The sequence below is a fragment of the Myxococcus sp. SDU36 genome, assembly GCF_030168875.1.
Taxonomy (GTDB): Bacteria; Myxococcota; Myxococcia; order Myxococcales; family Myxococcaceae; genus Myxococcus; species Myxococcus vastator.
Genome location: NZ_CP077414.1, coordinates 6445134 through 6461238, shown reverse-complemented (window position 1 = coordinate 6461238; position 16105 = coordinate 6445134). Strand labels below are relative to the sequence as shown.

The 16105-nt window shown below is 70.1% G+C and carries 16 protein-coding genes; 8 read left to right on the top strand and 8 right to left on the bottom strand.

Going from position 1 to position 16105, the window contains the following annotated elements; translation table 11 throughout:
* Window positions 1-2: 2 nt before the first annotated feature.
* The 3 genes from epsZ to KGD87_RS26200 all read right to left on the bottom strand — a co-directional run bounded on the left by epsZ (window position 3) and on the right by KGD87_RS26200 (window position 4457).
* Window positions 3-1487 (bottom strand): exopolysaccharide biosynthesis polyisoprenyl-phosphate hexose-1-phosphate transferase EpsZ, encoded by a 1485-nt coding sequence (gene epsZ, locus KGD87_RS26210; protein WP_284663450.1) that lies wholly within the window; start codon window positions 1485-1487, stop codon window positions 3-5.
* A gap of 331 nt (window positions 1488-1818) precedes the next feature.
* The gene (gene fdhD, locus KGD87_RS26205; protein ID WP_284663448.1) at window positions 1819-3210 is read right to left on the bottom strand and encodes a formate dehydrogenase accessory sulfurtransferase FdhD; all 1392 of its coding nucleotides are present in this window, start codon (window positions 3208-3210) and stop codon (window positions 1819-1821) included.
* Entirely contained in the window at window positions 3207-4457 is a 1251-nt protein-coding gene (locus KGD87_RS26200) for a molybdopterin molybdotransferase MoeA (RefSeq protein ID WP_284663446.1), read from the bottom strand. Before KGD87_RS26200 ends, fdhD begins: the two co-directional genes overlap by 4 nt.
* 139 nt (window positions 4458-4596) lie before the next feature.
* Between KGD87_RS26200 and mobA the strand changes: the two genes are divergently transcribed.
* On the top strand, window positions 4597-5217 hold the full coding sequence (mobA, locus tag KGD87_RS26195; RefSeq protein ID WP_284663445.1) for a molybdenum cofactor guanylyltransferase: 621 nt from the start codon (window positions 4597-4599) through the stop codon (window positions 5215-5217).
* Window positions 5218-5221: 4 nt separating this feature from the next.
* Here mobA and KGD87_RS26190 read toward each other — a convergent pair whose 3' ends face one another.
* Window positions 5222-5638, bottom strand: coding sequence for a hypothetical protein (locus KGD87_RS26190; RefSeq protein WP_284663443.1), 417 nt, complete (start codon window positions 5636-5638; stop codon window positions 5222-5224).
* A gap of 169 nt (window positions 5639-5807) precedes the next feature.
* Here KGD87_RS26190 and KGD87_RS26185 point away from each other — a divergent pair, with 169 nt between their 5' ends.
* From KGD87_RS26185 to KGD87_RS26175, 3 genes are all read left to right on the top strand, one after another.
* Window positions 5808-6125 carry a DUF3817 domain-containing protein gene (locus KGD87_RS26185; protein WP_284663441.1) on the top strand — a complete coding sequence of 106 codons (318 nt, stop codon included), beginning with the start codon at window positions 5808-5810 and terminating at the stop codon, window positions 6123-6125.
* Window positions 6126-6240: 115 nt separating this feature from the next.
* Window positions 6241-6855 carry a DUF2378 family protein gene (locus KGD87_RS26180; RefSeq protein ID WP_284663439.1) on the top strand — a complete coding sequence of 205 codons (615 nt, stop codon included), beginning with the start codon at window positions 6241-6243 and terminating at the stop codon, window positions 6853-6855.
* A 133-nt stretch (window positions 6856-6988) separates the two neighbouring features.
* Window positions 6989-7546: a hypothetical protein gene (locus KGD87_RS26175; protein ID WP_284663437.1), complete on the top strand. Its 558-nt coding sequence runs from the start codon at window positions 6989-6991 to the stop codon at window positions 7544-7546.
* A 95-nt stretch (window positions 7547-7641) separates the two neighbouring features.
* Here KGD87_RS26175 and KGD87_RS26170 read toward each other — a convergent pair whose 3' ends face one another.
* The 4 genes from KGD87_RS26170 to KGD87_RS26155 all read right to left on the bottom strand — a co-directional run bounded on the left by KGD87_RS26170 (window position 7642) and on the right by KGD87_RS26155 (window position 12350).
* The gene (locus tag KGD87_RS26170; RefSeq protein ID WP_284663436.1) at window positions 7642-9441 is read right to left on the bottom strand and encodes a glycoside hydrolase family 15 protein; all 1800 of its coding nucleotides are present in this window, start codon (window positions 9439-9441) and stop codon (window positions 7642-7644) included.
* Between the two features lie 357 nt (window positions 9442-9798).
* A complete protein-coding gene (locus tag KGD87_RS26165) occupies window positions 9799-10737 on the bottom strand; it encodes a proline dehydrogenase family protein (protein WP_284663434.1) in 939 nt (312 codons plus the stop codon).
* A gap of 16 nt (window positions 10738-10753) precedes the next feature.
* Complete coding sequence (locus KGD87_RS26160) at window positions 10754-11635, bottom strand: alpha/beta fold hydrolase (protein ID WP_284663432.1); 882 nt, start codon at window positions 11633-11635, stop codon at window positions 10754-10756.
* Window positions 11628-12350, bottom strand: coding sequence for a lysophospholipid acyltransferase family protein (locus KGD87_RS26155; protein ID WP_284663430.1), 723 nt, complete (start codon window positions 12348-12350; stop codon window positions 11628-11630). The genes KGD87_RS26160 and KGD87_RS26155 overlap by 8 nt, the downstream gene beginning before the upstream one ends.
* A 163-nt stretch (window positions 12351-12513) precedes the next feature.
* On the opposite strand from KGD87_RS26155, the gene KGD87_RS26150 reads away from it, so the two are divergent.
* From KGD87_RS26150 to KGD87_RS26135, 4 genes are all read left to right on the top strand, one after another.
* Window positions 12514-13032 (top strand): hemerythrin domain-containing protein, encoded by a 519-nt coding sequence (locus KGD87_RS26150; RefSeq protein ID WP_284663429.1) that lies wholly within the window; start codon window positions 12514-12516, stop codon window positions 13030-13032.
* Between the two features lie 196 nt (window positions 13033-13228).
* The gene (locus KGD87_RS26145; protein WP_284663427.1) at window positions 13229-13765 is read left to right on the top strand and encodes a cell wall protein; all 537 of its coding nucleotides are present in this window, start codon (window positions 13229-13231) and stop codon (window positions 13763-13765) included.
* Window positions 13766-13894: 129 nt separating this feature from the next.
* The gene (locus tag KGD87_RS26140) at window positions 13895-14770 is read left to right on the top strand and encodes a tryptophan 2,3-dioxygenase (RefSeq protein WP_176421136.1); all 876 of its coding nucleotides are present in this window, start codon (window positions 13895-13897) and stop codon (window positions 14768-14770) included.
* A gap of 143 nt (window positions 14771-14913) precedes the next feature.
* Window positions 14914-16035 carry a hypothetical protein gene (locus KGD87_RS26135; protein ID WP_284663423.1) on the top strand — a complete coding sequence of 374 codons (1122 nt, stop codon included), beginning with the start codon at window positions 14914-14916 and terminating at the stop codon, window positions 16033-16035.
* Window positions 16036-16105 lie beyond the last annotated feature (70 nt).

The window sequence follows — 16105 nt, the reverse complement described above, 5'->3', positions numbered from 1 at the left end:
TGCTAGCTGGCGCCGCGGCCCGTGAGCACCACCGGCACCGTCTGCAGCAGCAGGCGCAGGTCGCTCGTCAGGCTCCAGTGGTCGATGTACTGCATGTCCAGGTACATCCAATCCTCGAAGGAGATCTGGTTCCGTCCTGACACCTGCCAGATGCAGGTGAGTCCCGGACGCACCGACAGGCGGCGGCGCTGCCACGCCTCGTACTTCGCCACTTCGGTGGGCACCGGCGGGCGCGGCCCGACGATGCTCATCTCCCCGCGCAGCACGTTGATGAACTGGGGCAGCTCGTCAATGGAGAACTTGCGGATGAAGCGGCCGATGCCGGTGATGCGCGGGTCGTGCTTCATCTTGAAGACGGGGCCCGTCTGCTCGTTGTGCGCGGCCAGCTTCTCCTTCAGCTCCTCCGCGTTCACCACCATGGAGCGGAACTTCAGCATGTAGAAGGGCTTGCCGTTCTGCCCCACGCGCAGCTGCTTGAAGAAGATGGGGCCCTTGGAGGTGAACTTCACCGCCAGCGCCACCACGCCCAGCAGCGGCAGGAGCGCCCACAGCGCCGCCGCGGACACGCAGATGTCGAACAGGCGCTTCATCGCCATCTGGTGCGGCTTGGGGCTCACCGCCGCGAAGTGCAGGAAGCCGTCCGCCACCGCGCGGCGCTCCACCGGGCGGGCGCGGTCCAGGCGGAAGCTGTGCGCGGGCAGCGCGAAGGGCACGCCGAAGCGCTCGGCCAGCTTGATGGCCGCCTGCATGGATTCGCCCTGCTTCAGCGTGTTGCCGGCGATGTACACCTCATCCACCGCGGTGTTGCGGAGGATGCGCTCCAGGTCGTCCACCGACCCGATGACGGGGCCCGGCAGCTCCCCCGTGGAGCCGTTGTCGTCGTGGAAGCGCACGTAGCCCAGAATCTGCCGGCGGCCGCGGTGGGCCAGGTCCTCGCCGGTGTAGCGGCCCATCGCGCCCGTGCCCACGATGAGCACCGCGTCCATGGGGCGCTCCTGCGAGGCCACCGGGCGGAAGACGCACAGGCGCAACAGCAGCGTCACCGGCCAGAAGATGAACAGCAGCGGGCCCACCACCGGCGCCGTCACCACCGTGGGCAGCGCCACGCTGCCCAGCGTCAGCACCGTCACCACCGCCAGCGTCGTCACCGACACCAGCGCCACGTGGTCCAGCTTGCTGCGCTCGGCGAAGCGCGAGTCGTACAGGCACAGCGCGGTGCCCGTCACAATCCACACCACCCACGCCGCCAGCACCAGCCCCGACACCTTCCAGCCAGACTCCGCCGACAGCTGCCCGCTCAGCCACGCCGAGCCCACGAGCACCGACGACAGCAGCATGAGGTCCACCGTGAGGTTCAGCTTCGCCGCGAACCCCGGGGCCAGCTTGGGCGGCCCCTGCACCTCTTCAATTGCTGGTCCCTGAGCGTTGGCCGACCCAGGAACACCGACCACCGCCGCACTTGCCGTTGCGCCGCTCATCGTGTCCACCCCCCTCTGCTGCCCACTTTCGTGCGGTTGAAGCAGAGGTCGCCGTTGAGGCTAGAAATGTTTAAGTCGGAAGGAAACCAGTTTTGCCCGATATCGCGGCGCGTTGCAACCCCTGCCGCGTCAGTAAGACGTGACAGCGGGTGAAATCTTGTGACGGCCCTACCGAGGTTCGAGCGCACCGAGCGTCACCAACACCTTGTGTTTCACCGCGGCTTCCCGCACGTTTCCTACGTCACGGTTTCTTTGCATATACGATGCCGGTCTGACGTGAAGGCACGGAGGCTGTCAGAAGCCGGGGTGTCTCGGGAAGGGCACCAGGAGTTTCAAGGGGTTATACCTGTAGCAGGCGTTCGGGCCCGGTGTAGACGTTGAAGCGCCCGTTCCGGACGAACGTGGCCAGCGTCATTCCAGAACGCAGGGCCAGGTCCACCGCGAGGGAGCTGGCGGCGGAGACGCCCGCGACGATGGGAATCCGGGCCATGGCGGCTTTCTGGATGATTTCGAAGCTGACGCGTCCGCTGACGGCGAGCACCGCGGGATGACGCGTCAGCGCGAGGCGAGGGGCCCGGAGGCCCCGCACGGTGCCGGCCAGCACCAGCGTCCCTACCGCCTTGTCCACGGCGTTGTGGCGGCCCACGTCCTCATGGGCGGCCAGGAGGTGGCCGTCGGCGTCGAGCACGGCGGCGGCGTGGACGCCTCCGGTGCGGGCGAAGTTGCGCTGCACGTCGCGCAGGCGCTCGGTGGCGCGGGCCACGGCGTCGGGGTGGAGGACCGGGCCGGGCTGCAGGGGCGGACACACGGCGATCAGGTCAGCCACGCTGCGCCGGCCACACACCCCACAGGCGGAGGTGGTGAGGGTGCCCCGGCGGGCGGCGCTCACGCGCTCCACGTCGAGGAAGGCGCCGGGGGCGGGGGTGACTTCGATGACGTTGCCGAAGCCCTCCTCGCCCGGCCGTCCGCAGTGCGCCAGCCCGCCCAGGTCGTCCACGCTCTGGAGGATGCCCTCGGCGAAGAGGAAGCCGGTGGCCAGCTCGCGGTCATGTCCTGGCGTGCGCATGGTGGTGGCCACCAACTCTCCGCTGACGCGAATCTCCAGCGGCTCCTCCACCGCGAGGTCGTCCTCCTGGGCCGGGAGCAGCGTGGCGCCGTTCCATCGCTGGACGGAGCGGCGCGTGACGCCGCGGGCCTCCACGGGGGGCAGGGGCGCGGGGCGGCTCGGGCGCAGGTGGGCCTGGAGGAGGTCCGCCACGGCGCGCACGTCGTCGGGGTGCAGCACGCGCAGGTTGGGGGGAAAGCCCGAGGGGAGGGCGGGCTCGGAGGAGAGCACCGCGAGGACCTCCGGGCGCGAGGGCGCCAGCGGCGGGCCCAGGCCCTCCCGCCATACCTCCAGCTTGGGGAGGGGGCCGTCCTTCCAGCCTTCGACGAGCACCAGGTCCACGGCGCCCGCGGAGCGCTCGAGCAGCGCTGGCAGCGCGTCCGAGGGCGCGGTGGTCGTCGTGAGCTGGACGCCCGCGGGCGTGGCGAAGCCGGAGAGCGCGGCGCCCGCGTCGTGGTAGCGGGCGGTGTCGCTGCCGGGCCGGTGCAGCGGATGGGCGTCGGAGGAGTGCTTCACCACGGCCACGCGCAGGCCCCGCGTGACGAGCTCGGGGATGAGCCGGGTGAGCAGCGTCGTCTTGCCGGCGCCGGACCAGCCCACCACGCTGAGCGCGGGAGCGCGGCTCATGCTGGTGTCTCCACCGTCGTGAAGGTGGGCCGGTCGAAGAGCTCGACGTCGACGAGGTCGTCCTCGGCGAAGTCCGCGCGGCCCGGTGGGAGGAGGGCCCAGCCCTCGCCGTGGACGTTCTGCAGCGTCTGCCCGGCGCCTTGCGGGCGGAGCACGGCGCGCGGCGCGAGGCCGTCCCGGGCCTCCAGGGTGGTGGTGATGAGGTAGGTGAGGCCCGCTTGCTTGTGACGCGCTTCGGAGAGGTGGGCGCGGACGCGGCGGCGCGTCTCCAGCACGCCCTGGTGCTTGAGGAGGAGCGGGCGGGCGAGCTGGTCGAACGCCACGGTGGCCGCGCCGGGGTTGCCGGGCAGCACGACGACGGCGGTGTCACCCAGCCGGGCCACGGCCACGGGCTTGCCGGGCTTGAGCGCGACGCCGTCCACGAAGAAGCGGGCGCCGAGCGCGGCGAGCACGCGCTTCACCAGGTCCTTGTCCCCCACGGAGGCGCCTCCGGTGGTGATGAGGACGTCCACTTGCGGCGCCAGGCGGGTGAGCGCGTCGCGCAGGGCGCGCTCGTCATCGCGGGCGCGGGCGAGCTGGCGGACCTCCGCGCCGGCCTCCCGGGCGAGCGCGGCCACGAGGACGAGGTTGCTCTCATACACCTGGTGGGGCAGGGCGGGCGTGCCGGGCGGGACGAGCTCATCGCCGGTGGCGAGCACGGCGACGCGCGGCGCGGGGCGCACCCAGACGTCCGTGGCCCCCATGGACGCGAGCACGCCGAGCACGGCGGCGCCCACGCGCTGGCCCGCGTCGAACAGCGGTGTGCCGGCGAGGACCTCCTCTCCAGCGCGGCGGAGGTCGTTGCCGGGCGGCACGGTGATGAAGACGTCCACGCAGGCGCCGTCCTCGGTGGCGCGCGCGGCCTCCTGTCGGACGACGGCGTCGGCGCCGGCGGGCAGGGGCGCGCCGGTGAAGACGCGCGCGGCCTCTCCGGGCTGGAGGGGCGTGGAGGGGAGGGCGCCGGCGAAGACGGTGCTGGTGACGCGCAGGCGCGCGGGCCGGGCGCGGGAGGCGCCTTGGGTCTCCTCGGCGCGCACGGCCCAGCCGTCCATGGCGGAGTTGTCACAGCCGGGCAGCGAGCGGGAAGCGGTGACGGGGGCGGCGAGGAACCGGCCCTGGGCATCGAGGAGCGGCACGCGCTCGGGCGCCGCCGGGGCGATGGCGTCGAGCGCGGCCAGCCGGGCGGAGTCGAGGGGCATGAGGGGCATGGAGGCGCCGCAGCCTATGACGTGGAGCGCGCGCCGTGTCCACGGGGGCAAGGGACGCTTCGTCTGCTTTCTTCCTCTGGGGGCGTGCGTGGGCGGAAAGGTAAGGTGGCCGCGGCGGGCGCGCGAACGGGGCACGGGCATGGAGCGGAGCCACACGGAGTTTCCGGAGGTGACGCTGGCCATCCTCGCGGGAGGCCAGGGTCGGCGCCTGTCTGGCGTGCCCAAGGGGTTGTTGGAAGTGGAGGGGCGCACGGTGCTGGAGCGGCTGCTGGCGCTGGCCCCGTGCTTCGAGGACGTCTTGTTGGTGGCGAACGTGCCCGGGCCCTACGCGCGCTTCGGGCTGCGCACGGTGGCGGACGTGGTGTCAGGGAAGGGCGCGCCCGGTGGTGTCCATGCGGCGCTGGGGGCGGCGCGCACGCCGTGGGTCGTGGCGGTGGCGTGCGACATGCCGTTCATCACGACGGAGGTCCTGCGGGTGTTGCTGGGCGCGCGGGACGACGGTGTGGACGCGGTGTGCTTCGAGGTAGGGGGGCGGCTGGAGCCGTTGCTCGCGGTGTACCGGTCGGCGCTCGTGCCCGCGTGGGGGGAGGCGCTGGCGGCGGACCCGTCAATGCGGGAGCTGTTGTCCGGCGTGCGCACGCGGCTGTTGTCCGAGGACACCTTGCGCGCGGTGGATGCGTCCCTGCGGTCCCTGGCGAATGTGAACACCCCCGAGGACCTGGCGCGCTACGCCGTGGCGCTGCCGTCGTGGCGGGGGTGAGGGCTCAAGGCCTGTGAGGGTATCGCTCCACGCGTCCCTCTGGAGAAACGGCATACAGCTCGAACCAGTCGTATTCCAGGGTCACGCCTGGGTCGAACTCCGGGCACTTGTCGACCCTGCGGTTGACCCGGACGAAGTACCACCCGGACTGGTAGCCAACGACGAACTCCAGAGCGCGGGGTGAGAAGGCACACGACTTCGTGGCGGTCTTCGGAAAGCGCTTCATGACCTCCTGAAGCGCTGCATGCGCGGCCAGGACCGCCGGACCCTCCAACGTTCCAAGAGGCTCCAGCTCCGTTTCAGGCCAGGGGATGGTGGCCGACGTGGTGGGCACAGTGCCTGCGTCGGTGGCGGGCCTGGGATGGACTCCCCCGTCCGCGAGCAATGAGACGAACACGAGCAGGTGATGCGGGCTCATCATGTGGCACCTCTGGGACCCGAACCTCATTCTGATGGAGGAGACACCATTCTCTGGCAGTGTGCTGTAACGACTCCTCTTATCCGAGCAAGCAACCAGGCAGCCCCCCCTGCGTCACCATGACTCATGGACCACGGCGCCCGGGAGTGGGAAACAGGCGGGGGAGAACCTCATGCTGAAGACCCCTCTTGGACGTTTCCGCGCCATCGCCCTCGCGGAGGGCCTGTCTGTCATCGCGCTCTTCTTCATCGCCATGCCGTTGAAGTACGCCCTGGGCATGCCGCAGGCGGTGAAGTTCACCGGCTGGGTCCACGGCCTGCTCTTCGTCCTCTACCTCTTCGCGCTCATGGAGATGGCCATCACCTGCCGCTGGTCCTTCGTGCGCGTGGTGGGCGGCGTCATCGCGTCGCTGCTCCCCTTCGGCACCTTCGTCTTCGAAGCGCGCCTGCGCCGCGAAGCGGCCGAGCCGGCCGTCGAGCCCGCGCGCTGAGGCGCGTCGCGCACCGGACGTGACAGGTGGGCCGCCTCGCACCGAGGCCGCCCGGAGTTCGCGTGGGTGGCCAAGCTGTGCCAGCATCCCGCGCGTTCTCCGACCGGAGGTCAGCATGGAGCGCGGCAAGTGGGACACGCCAGAGGATGTGGAGCGCGAGCTGAGCTCGCGGCTCGCGCTCGTGGAAGCGTCCGAGGGGATTCGCGGCATGCACTTCGCCGCCGTCCTCGACACAGTGCGCTTCCTCGGCGGTGAGCAGGCGGTGGCGCCCATCCAGCGGGGCGGTGACTACCCCGCCGACCTGGACACCACCGAGCTCTACCCCGTCCCGCCCTTCATGCGCGTGTTCTTCTCCGCGGCCCGGCTGCTGGCGCCGCAGCTCGGCGGCGTCGAGGAGGCCATGCGGCAGATTGGCGTCCAGGGCACGCTGGCCTTCATCAACTCCATGTTCGGCGCCGAGGTCCGGCAGCAGGTGGGCGGCGAGCCCAAGCGCCTCATGGAGATGCTCCCCGAGGCCTACCGCATGGCCATCAACTTCGGAGAGCTCCAGGTTTCGTGGACGGGCCCGCGCTCGGGCCGCATCCACATGCGCCGCATCTTCACCCCCGTGGCCTACAACGAAGGCATGCTCGAAGGCGCGCTGCTGGCCGTGGGCGCCCAGGACATCCAGGTGCGCGGCGGCCAGACGTCCCTGCTGGACAGCGAGTACACGCTGTCCTGGGACCACTGATTCGCCGCGGGACATCGACGCGACTGTTCACAACCATGACGAAATAAATGATGTTCCTCCGCGCCCATTGGCTAGAAGTGGTCGCCGAGCGCCCGGACATGTGCACCGGGCCAACGCAACGGAGGGACGTCTCATGAAGGCAGACAGCTGGAAGAGCCTGGCCGCGGTGGCGGGCGTCATGATGTCGGTGAGCGCTGGCGCGCAGGAGTCGTCGGGGAGCTTCGGTTCGGAGGGGCAGTTCGTCATCAGCACGGATGCCTCGGCGAGCCTGGGGTACTCCACGCAGGGCAGCGGCGTGGGCTACATCTTCCTGGAGCCCGGCGCGGACTACTTCCTCAAGAAGAACCTGTCCGTCGGTAGCGGCCTCCAGGTCCGCGCGCTCTTCGGCGGCGGTGACACGGTCGCCGCCTTCGGCCTGAACGCGCGCATCGGCTACAACATCCCGCTCACCGAGCGCATCTCCGTGTGGCCCAAGGGCCAGGTGTCGCTGTACATCGGCGACAACATCCTGCCTTTCGCCAACCAGTCGCTCCCCGCCGACGTCACCGTCATCCTGGAAGGCTACGCGCCCTTCCTCTTCCACGTGACGCCGCACTTCTTCGTGGGCGGTGGCCCGCGCCTGGCCTTCGGCCTGGGCGGTGACGTGGAGGTGAACTTCAGCGTCGCCTCCACCATCGGCGGCTACTTCTAGGCTCCGCCCGGCCGCGTCCCCACAGGGCGCGGCCGTGTGTGGGCCACCCGGGGCCCGCTTCATTTCCAGGCAATGGCCCCGGGCCGCCGCCGCCGTCAGTGGCTCCGCTGCTGACCGGGCCCGCCCTCTCGCGACAGGTTCAGCGCGGTGCCCACCAGCGCGAGGTGACTGAAGGCCTGCGGGAAGTTGCCCACCATCCGGTGGGCCACCGGGTCGTACTCCTCGGACAGCAGGCCCACGTCATTGCACAGGCCCAGCAGGCGCTCGAACAGCTCGCGCGCCTCGCCCTCGCGGCCCATCAGCGCCAGCGCGTCCGCCAGCCAGAAGCTGCACGCCAGGAAGACGCCTTCTCCCGGAGGGAGGCCGTCCCGCGTCTCGTGCGTGTGGTAGCGGCGCACCAGTCCGTCGTGGCACAGCTCGCGGCGGACGGCCTCCACGGTGCCGCGCACGCGGACGTCGTCGGGAGGGAGGAACCCCACGATGGGAATCAACAGCAGGCTGGCGTCCAGGGCCTGGCCGCCAAAGGCCTGGGTGAAGGTGTTGCGGCGCGCGTCGTAGCCCCGCGCGCAGATGTCCGCGTGCATCCGCGCCCGCAGCGCCTTCCAGTGCTCCACCTGCGCGCCGCGCATGCCGCGCAGGTTCGCCGTCTTCACCATCCGGTCCATGGCCACCCAGGCCATCACCTTGGAATGGGTGAACTGCTGTCGTCCGCCCCGCACCTCCCAGATGCCCTCGTCGGGCTGCTCCCAGTTTCGCTCCACGAAGCGCAGCAGGTGCACGCTCACGTCCCAGGCCTCGGTGTCCGAACAGACGCCGTGGCGGAGCGCGTGGTAGAGGCAGTCGGCAATCTCGCCGAAGACGTCCAACTGGAGCTGGCCCACGGCGGCGTTGCCGATGCGCACCGGGCGCGAGCCCGCGAAGCCCGGCAGCCAGGGCAGCTCCAGCTCGGTGGCGCGGCGCTCTCCGGCCACGCCGTAGAGGATTTGCAACTCGTCGGGCTCTCCGGCCACCGCGCGCAGCAGCCAGTCCCGCCAGGCCTGGGCTTCCTGGGTGTAGCCGGCGTCCAGCAGGGTCAGCAGCGTCAGCGTGGCATCGCGCAGCCAGCAGAAGCGGTAGTCCCAGTTGCGCACGCCGCCCATCCGCTCCGGCAGGGACGTGGTGGGCGCGGCGACCATGCCGCCCGTGGGGGAGTAGGTGAGCGCCTTGAGGGTGATGAGCGAGCGCATCACCTGCGCGCGCCAGGGACTCTCGTGGATGCAGCGGAACGCCCAGGCGCGCCACCACCGCTCCGTGTCCTCGCGCGTGAGGAACGGGTCCGGCGGCTGCCGGGGTGCAGGCAGGTGGGAGGGATGCCAGGACAGGACGAAGGCCCGGCGCTGTCCTTCCGGCACGCGGAAGTCCGCCAGCACGTGGCTGTGCTCCAAGCGCAGCGGCAGCTCCGTGGACAGGTAGAGCGCGTCCGGGCCGGCCTTGGTGCTCACGCCGCCCGGAATCAGGCGGGCCCAGGGCGTGCGGTCGCCGTAGCCGAAGCAGGGGGCGAACTCCAGTTGGAGCGGCACCTGTCCGGCGCGGGCCTCCACGATGCGAATCAACCGCGGCGTGTCCGTGTCCTCGCGCAGCGGCATGAAGTCGCACAGGCGCACGATGCCGGTGTCGGTGTGGAACTCCGTCTCCAGCACCAGCGTGTCGCGCACGTAGCGGCGGTGGACGCGCCGCACGGGCGCGGTGGGGGCGATGCGCCAGAAGCCATGCCGCTGCTCACCCAGCAGCGCCGCGAAGCACGCGTCCGAGTCGAAGCGCGGCCAGCACAGCCAGTCGATGGCGCCGTCATTCGCCACCAGCGCGGCGCTGTGCGTGTCTCCAATGAGGGCATGGGCTTCGATGGGCAGCGCCATGCGGGAAAGCTAGGGACGTCCCCCGTGGCGTGTCCCTCCGGGGCACTCGGCCCGGCGAGCCGTCCACGGGCCCCGCGGAGGGCGGAGGCGCGGGCAGCCGCTCGCTCGCGACGCATCGGCGCCATGCGACGAGACATGGGGGACATGAGCAGGGAATGTCGCGATGCGCGAACCGGCCCCGGTATGGGGTTGCCCGGACATGCCTGTCCATGCGGGCCAGTCCGAACGCGGTGGGCGTGGGTCCTGACGCGCAGGTCTCCATGAGGGCGCGCGGTCTGGTGTTTCATCCGCATGTTTCACCCGCACGCGGGCCTCGCGCGGGCCCCGCACGCCATGCGGGAAGGCACGTACCGCTTCCTACCCACGTACCAGGTTGCGCAGCAGGAAGCCCAGATTGGCGGGGCGCTCGGCCAGCCGGCGCATGAAGTACGGGTACCAGTGCCGTCCGTACGGCACGTAGATGCGCACCGGGTGACCCTCCCTCACGAGTCGTTCCTGCAAGTCCCTGCGGATGCCGTACAGCATCTGGAACTCGAAGGCGCCGCGCGGCAGTCCGCGCTTCGCCGCGTGGTCCAGTGCCGCTTCAATCATCCGTTCATCGTGCGTGGCGATGCCGTGATACACGCCGCTGTCGAGCAGCACCCGCAGGGTGCGAACGAAGCTGGCATCCACGTCCCGCTTGTCTGGGAAGGCCACGTCGGGCTTCTCCAGATAGGCGCCCTTGCACAGACGAACGCGGATGCGCTGTGCGCACAGCGCCTTCGCGTCCTGCTCCGTGCGCCGCAAGGCGCTCTGCAACACGGCGCCGACGTGGGGCTCGCCGAACTCCGCGCGCAGCTGACGCACGATGTCCAGCGTCACCTGGGTCACCGAGCTGTCCTCCATGTCGATGCGCACGAAGGAGTCGCGGGCTGCGGCCTCGGCCACCACCGCGCGCGCGTTCTCCAGGGCCAGGGCTTCATCGAACAGCAGCCCGCACTGGGTGAGCTTCATCGACACGTTGGCCCGCACGCCCACCCGGTCGATGCGGGCCAGCAGCCGCTGGTACTGGCGCACCTCCTCCCGCGTCTCCCCGGGCGTCTGGACGGCCTCGTTGAGGTGGTCGAACGACGCCATGAGCCCGCGCGCGGACAGCGCCTTCACGGCGTCCACGGCCTCCTCCAGCGTCTCCCCGGCGATGAAGCGCGAGGCCAGCCGCCGGAAGGGGCGCAGGCGCATGGCGGCGTCCTCCAGGCCAGGGCGGCGGGCCAGGAACAGCAGGGCGGAGCGGGACAGGTGGGTGGTGTCGGTGGTCATGGCGTGGGTGGCGGCTTCAGTCCAGGTGGTGCCGGAGGAAGTCCCCGGCCAGCGTGTTGAAGGCCTCGGGGTGGCTGATGTAGGGCAGGTGGCTGGCGCCCCGGATGAGCGCCAGCCGGGCCCCGGGGATGTGGCGGGCCACGTCGCGGGCGGCGCGGGGTGGCACCAGCACGTCCCGGCCGCCCTGGATGACGAGCGTGGGCACCTGGAGCTCATGGAGCCGGGGCATCAGGTTCGTGGTCAGGATGTCTCGCAGCCGGCGCAGCAGCTCCACCGGGGACAGCCGCCGGGCCTCGCGCACGATTTCGGCCCGGCCCTCCGGCGGCAACCGGCGGCCTCCCAGCACCCGGGCCACGGTGGGCGCCAGCAGGTACGCCAGGGGCCGGGGCGCGCGCACCAGGGTGGACAACGTCAGGGCCAGCCGGCGGCCGCGGTGCACGCTGGCCACCGGTGACACGAGCACCAGCGCCTTCACCCGCTCCGGGTGGGCCAGGGCATAGGCCATGGCCAGCAGGCTTCCGTAGGACGACCCCAGCAGGGCGAAGCGCCCCGGCAGCAGGGACTCCGCGTGCTCCAGCACCGCCAGGTTCCACAAGAGCGGGGTGTGGGTGGCGGGGGTGCGCAGGGGCGGCGTCCACAGCAGCAGCCTCAGCGCGTCCGCCAGCGGCTCCATGGGCGCGAAGGAGCGGCCACTGGCCCCCAGCCCCGGAAGACACACCACGGTGCGTGCTTCATCCCTGTTGCTGTCTGGGAAGGTGAACAGGCGTACCGGTGTGCCTCGCACGGGACGCTGTTCACAGGGCAGGTGGGCGTAACCCGTCTGGATGTCGTCCACCTCCGGGACGAGCGGCGGGCTTCGAGGGTGTCCCCCGGGGCGGGATGACAGGGCTTCACGCATGGGAATGCCTCGTCAGGAGCCGCCGCACGCTGGCGGCCACGGTGTCCCGGAAGGCCCGGAGGCTGGTTTCACTGGCATCCGGAGGCGGCGGGGCGTGGGGTGTCCCCAGGTGGAAGGTGAGCCGCACGGGCCAGGGCAGGGGCCCCAGGCCCAGCACCAACGGCATCCGGTATTTGTCATCGTCCGTCAGACGCACGCACAGGCGCTCCTCGCCCAGGGGCCACCGGAAGGTGTCATCCACCCCCTGGCCGGCGAAGGGCACCACCGGCACCCCGGCGCGGGCCGCCAGCCGCGCGAAGCCCAGCGCCCGCTCCCAGCGCAGCCGGTAGCGCCCCTGGCTGCGCTTGAAGGTCTCCCACGCGCCCCCCGGATAGCAGACGACCAGCGAGCCCGCCCGCAGCGCCGTCAGGGCGTTCTCCCGCGTCCCCTCCACGCCGCCCAGCCAGGGCAACACCGTGCGGATCAACGGGATGCGGAAGAACCCCCGCTCCGCCAGGCCCAATGGATAGCGGCCGGTGCGCTGGTGGAGCAGATGAAAGAACGCCGGTGTCTCGTAACCCCAGACGCCGTGGTTCCCCACCAGCAACACCGGGCCTTTCACGGGCAGGTGCTCGCAGCCCACCAGCCGCGCCCGGTGGTACAGGGCCGACAGCGCCGCGCCCTGTTCGGCGAGGCGGAATACAGCCCGGCGCAGGCTGGCGAGCGGGGCATCCATGGTGGAAAAACATGGGGATGCGCGGCGCCCCCAGCAGGCGGCGCCTTCCTCCTGGCCGCCGGGCAGCCAGGCCCCCCTGAGACAGGGACGGCTCTGATAGTGGGGGCTCGTAGGAGTTTGAGTAATGCCAGCTTGCAGGCATACTCAGGTTGTCTGCTTCCGGGTGCATGCCGAACGTTCCGGCATGGGCAGCCCGTTCGACATCCTCATCGACCCGCATCGGGAACTGGAAGCGCGTCTCGAGCGTCTGGCATCGGGTGTGGAACCCGATGAGCTGAGGGGATTGACGGCGGAGTTGCTGACATTGCTGAGGCTTCACTCCCGACTGGAGGAGCGCTGCCTCTACCCGGTGATGGCGCGGGTGGAGGGCCGCGAGTCTTGCCGTGAGCAGACGGAAGACCCGCTCACCCTGCGCGAGCTGATGGCTGAGCTGGAGGAGCTGCCCTCGGGTCATCCCGAGTGGCAGGCGCGTCTGTTGACACTGGGAGACCTGGCGGTGGCGCATTTCCAAGAAGAGGAGAATGCACGACTGCCCCAGCTCATGATTGCCCTGGATTCCCTGTCGCTGGACGACCTGCGTCGTGATTTATCGACCACCTGGGACGACCTGTTGCCACGCCCCCAGGTGTTCCAGGTGGCGGGGGAGGCCCCCCTGCTGGAGCCCCTGCGCTGGGACGGTTAGGCCCCGGAGGCCGCCCGGAAACAGGTGAGACCTGCGACAACGGGGCGAATGGTCCGTTGCTCAGTCACAACTTTTATCTCTTCCTTTAGACAAAACCTTTTTTGGAAGGTAAGGGTATGGGCAGCATCACAAGCATCGAGCATCAGCCCCCCCCGTACTGCATGACTCTTGTCGTTCCCAGGTGAGGATTCAACGAATGTCCGTGGATAAAGCGTTTCGCGACATGATCCGCAATGAAATCGAGGTCCAGCTCAAGCCGCTGCGTGACGTGGTCGCGCGCCTGGAGGAGGGCACGGCGGACCTGGACGCGCTCCGCAACGTGGCCGAGCGCCTGGCCCCGCTGGCCGAGGTCGTCGGGCCCCTGTTCGGCGCCCAGATTCCCGCGTCCGCCAAGGCGGTCCGTCGTGGCCCGGGTCGTCCTCCCGCGGCGCGCAGCTCCGTGACGGCGGCTCCCGCGGCCGCGGGCGGCAAGCGTCGTGGCCGCAAGCCGGCGGCGGCGGGTGCTGACGGCGCGCGCGCGTGCGCCATCATCGGCTGCGGCAAGCCCAGCCGCACCAAGGGCTACTGCGCGGCCCACTACCAGAAGCTCCGCATGCTGGAGAAGACCAACCGCCGCCCGAGCGACTGGAAGGACTACGCCGACCCGGACAGCGTGGACGACATCAAGCTGCCGCGTGGACGCGCCGCGTCCAAGGCGTTGGCGGCTGCCGCTCAGGCTGGGCACGCAGGCTAGCCAGCGGCACGCTGCCCCGGCCCGGGCAGAGAGTGACCGCGCCCCCGTCGTTCCGCTCTGTCGTCGGGAGGGGAATCGGGGTCCGCCCATGCGGGAGAGACTTGCCCGTGGGGGCTTGCACGAGCATGAATGCCCGGGCCCATGAACAAACGCGATTTGGAGCCTGGAATCATCACCGACCTGGCCGGAAGGACCACGTACGGTGATTATCTGCAGCTCGACCGGCTCTTGTCGGCCCAGGTGACGCGCTCGCAGCCGCCTCACCATGACGAGCTGTTGTTCATCATCCAGCACCAGACGAGCGAGCTGTGGATGAAGCTGCTCATCCACGAGCTGGGCGCCTGCATCCGTTACGTGCAGGCGGACCGGCTGGAGCCGTCGTTCAAGATTTTCGCGCGCGTGGCGCACATCCAACGGATGCTCTTCGAACAGTGGAGCGTATTGGAGACGCTCACGCCGAACGAGTACCTGGAGTTCCGCGACACGCTGGGCAGCTCCTCTGGCTTCCAGAGCTTCCAGTACCGCGCGCTGGAGTTCCTGCTGGGCAACAAGGACGCGCAGGCGCTGACGCCCTTCCGCCACGTCCCCGCCATTCACGGCGAGCTGGAGCGGCTGTTCGAATCCCCCAGCCTGTATGACGAGTTCCTGCGCCATCTGTCGCGCATGGGACATCCGGTGCCGCAGAGCCACGTGCAGCGTGACTGGCGCAAGCCCTACGAGAAGAGCCCGGAGGTGGTGGAGGTGTTCCGCCGCATCTACCAGGACGCCGAGGCGCACTGGGACGCGTATGAGATGTGCGAGAAGCTGGTGGACACCGAGGAGCGCTTCCAGCTCTGGCGCTACCGCCACATGATGACGGTGATGCGCATCATCGGCTTCAAGCAGGGCACGGGCGGCTCGTCGGGCGTGGGCTTCCTGCGCAAGGCGTTGGACCTGCGCTTCTTCCCGGAGCTGTGGGACGTGCGCACGGAGCTGGCGCCGCCTCCGCCGCGCCACCGGCCCTGAGCGTCCGCGCGGCCGAAGACAGTCCCGCGCCTCCCGGGGCCGTCCCCATTCCGGCACGGCTCCGCGGAGGCAATGACGACTGTCTGGCATGCCAGGGTGGCCGGCCACGGATTGTCATGGGCGCGGGTTAGGCTTCACGCACCATGGACGCTGCTGAACCGCTGCTCTTCGACAAGGCGTACGTCCTCTGCTACCGCACCTTCGACATCGCGGAGGAGCTGGACCTGGAGCGCGCGCGCCGGGTGCTCACGGAGGACTCGCGCCGGCTCAAGCTGTCACGGGAGAACAGTCAGTACATCCAACTGCCCAACCCGCCGCTGGCCTATGAGCTGGGCCGCCGGCCCCTGGCCTTGCGGGATGGCCCCGTCACGGTGGATGTCACCGCGCGCCTGTTCGACCACGGCGCCGTGTCCATCATCCTGCAGGTGCCCGTCGTTCCGGGCACCTCGCTGGAGGTGCTCACGCGCATGGCGGACGAACTCTATGACAGCCAGGCGTTGGAGGACCTGGCGTTGGAGCTGGTGGAGGGCGTGCGCCGCACCATCGCCCCCGCCGCGCAGGCGCCCCATCTCTGGGAGCAGAGCGAGAGCTACACCGTCATCTTCGCCGAGCACATCCGTGGCAATCCCACCGCGGAGGAGCTGATGTCGCGCGCGGACCTGGCCCGGCTGCTCCTGGGGGAGAGCGGCACGGTGCCGCTGTCCCCGCGTGAGAGTGAGTCCGTGCTCCAGTCGCGCTTCAGCTACACCATCCACGACCTGGTCGTCATCGACTGGAACAGCGCCTTCGTCTACGAGCCGTCCGGCTCGAGAGACATCCCCGACCTGCTGGAGATTGCCAACGCGCAGTTGCTGGAGTTCCGCTACTACGACGACCGGCTGGACGCGCACATCACCCGCATCCACGAGAAGGTGCAGTCCGCGCGGCACGGTTGGGCCACGTTGTTCCGCAGCCCCTACCGCAACCTGGCCCGGCAGACGCTCTCCACGTTGGTGGACCTCAACGAGTTCATCGAGCGCGTGGAGAACAGCCTCAAAATCATCGGCGACTTCTACCTGGCCAAGGTCTACGAGAGCGCCGTGCGCCGCATGCGGATTCCTCCGTGGCAGGCCGCCGTCACCCGAAAGCAGCAGTTGCTGGCGCAAACGTATGGCCTGCTCAAGGGCGACGTGGACATCGACCGCTCCCACACGCTGGAGGCCGTCATCGTCCTGCTCATCGTGCTGGAAATCTTCTTCGCCTTCTTCCGCGTCTTCGAGCGCTGAGGCACCCACGGGGAACCCCGTACTCCCGGGCAACGCGCTGTGCGGTTTCCACGCTTCGTCCGGCATGGGA

Excerpts from the sequence above, each read along its gene's own strand:
- fdhD (WP_284663448.1), bottom strand. The coding sequence starts at position 3,210 with ATGAGCCGCGCTCCCGCGCTCAGCGTGGTGGGCTGGTCCGGCGCCGGC.
- KGD87_RS26200 (WP_284663446.1), bottom strand. The coding sequence starts at position 4,457 with ATGCCCCTCATGCCCCTCGACTCCGCCCGGCTGGCCGCGCTCGACGCC.
- mobA (WP_284663445.1), top strand. The coding sequence starts at position 4,597 with ATGGAGCGGAGCCACACGGAGTTTCCGGAGGTGACGCTGGCCATCCTC.
- KGD87_RS26190 (WP_284663443.1), bottom strand. The coding sequence starts at position 5,638 with ATGATGAGCCCGCATCACCTGCTCGTGTTCGTCTCATTGCTCGCGGAC.
- KGD87_RS26185 (WP_284663441.1), top strand. The coding sequence starts at position 5,808 with ATGCTGAAGACCCCTCTTGGACGTTTCCGCGCCATCGCCCTCGCGGAG.
- KGD87_RS26180 (WP_284663439.1), top strand. The coding sequence starts at position 6,241 with ATGGAGCGCGGCAAGTGGGACACGCCAGAGGATGTGGAGCGCGAGCTG.
- KGD87_RS26175 (WP_284663437.1), top strand. The coding sequence starts at position 6,989 with ATGAAGGCAGACAGCTGGAAGAGCCTGGCCGCGGTGGCGGGCGTCATG.
- KGD87_RS26170 (WP_284663436.1), bottom strand. The coding sequence starts at position 9,441 with ATGGCGCTGCCCATCGAAGCCCATGCCCTCATTGGAGACACGCACAGC.
- KGD87_RS26165 (WP_284663434.1), bottom strand. The coding sequence starts at position 10,737 with ATGACCACCGACACCACCCACCTGTCCCGCTCCGCCCTGCTGTTCCTG.
- KGD87_RS26160 (WP_284663432.1), bottom strand. The coding sequence starts at position 11,635 with ATGCGTGAAGCCCTGTCATCCCGCCCCGGGGGACACCCTCGAAGCCCG.
- KGD87_RS26155 (WP_284663430.1), bottom strand. The coding sequence starts at position 12,350 with ATGGATGCCCCGCTCGCCAGCCTGCGCCGGGCTGTATTCCGCCTCGCC.
- KGD87_RS26145 (WP_284663427.1), top strand. The coding sequence starts at position 13,229 with ATGTCCGTGGATAAAGCGTTTCGCGACATGATCCGCAATGAAATCGAG.
- KGD87_RS26140 (WP_176421136.1), top strand. The coding sequence starts at position 13,895 with ATGCCCGGGCCCATGAACAAACGCGATTTGGAGCCTGGAATCATCACC.
- KGD87_RS26135 (WP_284663423.1), top strand. The coding sequence starts at position 14,914 with ATGGACGCTGCTGAACCGCTGCTCTTCGACAAGGCGTACGTCCTCTGC.